Raw genomic sequence first — 3,085 nt, 5'->3', positions numbered from 1 at the left:
CCCTCGGTGTCTCCTGCTCCTCCCGGTGCGTCCTGCCGGGGTCCTAACCCTCCGGGCCCTCCAGCCACCGGCTCGTCGCGTCCCAGGCCGCCCGCAGCGCCTCCGGCCGGGCCAGCTCGTGGTGCCCGCACGGCAGGGCCGTCTGCACCACCGCGCCGGTGACGTACGGCTTCCACCGGACCCCGAGCGGCGTCCCGGCCGGCTTGCCCAGCAGCGCCGCCACGTGGATCAGGTCGCCCTGGAACGTCCCCGGAACGTGCGCCGTCGCGATCTCGACGTTGTTCGCCCGGACGCCCTCGGCCACGGCCAGCTCCTGGTCGGAGAGGTCGAGGCCGAAGCGCTCGCCGACCCGCAGGACGGCGTCGGTCCAGTCGACCTCCTCGATCCCGGGCTCGTCCACGCCCTGGTCCACGGTGACCGACGGGTAGGCGTCGAGCACGACCAGCGCGCCGACCTCCTCCCCGACGGCCTGCAGCTGCACCGCCATCTCCTGCGCGACGACACCGCCCAGCGACCAGCCCAGCAGGTGGTACGGGCCGCTCGGCTGCACCGCCCGGACCTGCTCGACGTAGTCCGCCGCCATCTCCTTGACCGAACCCGGCAACGCGCCCGGCTCGCTCAGACCGCGCGCCTGGAGGCCGTACAGCGGCCATTCCTCGGGCATGATCCCGGTCAGCGGGGCGTAGCACCAGCTGAGACCACCGGCCGGGTGCACTGTGAAGAACGGCGGCCGCTCGCCACCCGCGCGCAGCGGGAGCAGGACCTTGAGCCCCTCCGCGCCCGCCGGCCGGCGCAGCCCCCGGACCAGGGACTCGACCGTGGGGCCCTCGAAGAGGTTCCGGACCCCCACCGCGACCCCGAGCGTCGACCGCAGCCGGTCGACCAGTGTCACCGCCAGCAGCGAATGCCCGCCCAGCTCGAAGAAGTTGTCGTCGATGCCGACCTGGGGCAGGCCCAGGACCTCGGCGAACACCTCGCAGACCAGCCGCTCGTCCGCCGTGCGCGGCGCCCGGTAGGACGACTCCAGCAGCTCCGTCCGGTCCGGCGCCGGCAGCGCACGGCGGTCCAGCTTGCCGTTGACCGTCAGCGGCAGCGCGTCCAGCACCGTGATCGCGGACGGGACCATGTACTCCGGCAGCACCCCGCCCAGCCCGGCCCGGACCTCGGCGACGTCCACCTCCGCGGCCACGGCCGCGTCCACGGCCGGGACGACGTAGGCGGCGATGCGCCGGTCACCGGGGACGTCCTCACGGACGATCACGGTGGCCTGCGCGATCCCGGGCCAGCCGAGCAGGGCGGCCTCGATCTCGCCGAGCTCGATGCGGTGGCCGCGGATCTTCACCTGGTCGTCGGTGCGGCCCAGGTACTCCAGCGTCCCGTCCTCGCGCCAGCGCGCCAGGTCACCGGTGCGGTACATCCGCTCCCCGGCCGAACCGAACGGGCAGGCCACGAACCGCTCCGCCGTCAGACCCCGGCGGCCCAGGTAGCCGCGCGCCAGGCCGGCACCCGCCACGTACATCTCACCGGGCACCCCGACCGGAACCGGCGCGAGGAACCCGTCCAGCACGAACACCCGGGTGTCGACCACCGGCGAACCGATCGACACCTCGCCCGCCGACGGATCGCACGGCCACATCGTGGCGTCCACCGTCGTCTCGGTCGGGCCGTACGAGTTGAACACCCGGTGGTCGCGCATCCAGCGGGCCATCACGTCCGGCGGACAGGCCTCACCGGCGGTCACCAGGACGACGTCGTCGGCGATCGACCGCTCGTCCAGCGTCGCCAGGACGGCCGGCGGCAACGTCACATGGGTGACCCGCTGCTCCGCCAGGAAGTGCGGCAGGGCCTCGCCCAGGCGGCGGTCCTGCGGGATCACCACCAGGGCCGCGCCGGTCAGCAGGGCCATGAACCACTCCCAGCCGAAGGTGTCGAAGCCCGCCGAGGCGAACTGCCCGACCCTCGACCCGGAGCCGACCCCCAGGTACCGCACCTGACCGGCCACCAGGCTCGCCACACCCGCGTGGGAGACCAGCACGCCCTTGGGGCGACCGGTCGACCCGGAGGTGTAGATCACGTACGCCGCGTCCGCGGTCCGCACCACGCGGTCCACCAGCGCGCCGCCGTCCAGGCCGGCCAGCTCCGCCACCGTCTCCGGCGCGTCCAGGACCAGCGCGCCGGAACCGGGCAGCACCGACGCCGTGCCCGCCGAGGCCAGCACCGTCACCGGCCTCGCGTCCTCCAGCATGTAGCCGATCCGGTCCGCCGGGTACGCCGGGTCGATCGGCATGTACGCACCGCCGGCCTTGACGACCGCCAGCAGCGCGACCATCAGCCCGACCCCGCGCTCCAAGCAGACGCCGACCACGGACTCCGCGCCCACGCCCCGCGACACCAGCAGCCTGGCCAGGCGGTTCGCCCGGGCGTCCAGCTCCCGGTAGGACACCTCGGCCCCGTCGGCGGCCACCGCGACCGCCTCCGGCAGCCGCGCCACCTGGGCCTCGAAGAGCTCGCCGACCGTCGCGGCCGGAACGTCGGAGGCGGTGTCGTTCCAGGCGGTCAGCAACCGGTCGCGCTGCCGGTCGCCGAGGACGGGAATCCGCTCCAGCGACGTACCGGCGTCCCGCTCCAGCGCGCCGACCATGTTCTCGACCGCCGTGTGCAACAGACCGCACACCACGTCCGGGTCGATCGGCGAACCCGCCTGCACCGAGAGCCGGAAGCCGGCACCGGTGTCGTCCACCGAGGCCGTGAGCGGGTAGTTGGTCCGCTCGTGCCCGTACAGCACCCGGATCCCGGCGAGACCGGTGCCCTCGCCCGTCGCGCCGGGGCTGTGGCGGTAGTTGAGGAGCGAGGTGAACAGCGGGCTCTGCGCCGGCAGACCGGTGGCCTGCTGGGCGAGGGTCAGCGGGGCGTGCTCGTGCCGCAGCAGCTCGCCCAACTGCACCTGCGCGGCCCGCAGTCCGGCGTCCAGCGCCCGGGTCGCGTCGATCCGGATCGGCAGGGTGTTGATGTACAGACCCGGCGTCCGGTGCGCGGTGCCTCCCGCGTCCATCCGGCCCAGGAACACCGTGCCGAACACGGGGTG

The 3,085-nt window shown here is 74.2% G+C and carries 1 protein-coding gene; it reads right to left on the bottom strand.

Features of this window, described 5'->3' with window-relative positions:
* Positions 1-43: 43 nt before the first annotated feature.
* Positions 44-3,085 (bottom strand): amino acid adenylation domain-containing protein (locus tag ACIQOV_RS34815; protein WP_401054850.1); only part of this gene is annotated, 3,042 nt, incomplete at its 5' end.

Origin of the sequence: Kitasatospora sp. NPDC091257 (assembly GCF_044757675.1) — a bacterium.
Lineage (GTDB): Bacteria > Actinomycetota > Actinomycetes > Streptomycetales > Streptomycetaceae > Kitasatospora > Kitasatospora lactacystinica.
Note: the sequence above shows the minus strand (reverse complement) of the source record. Positions and strands in the feature narration are given on the sequence as shown.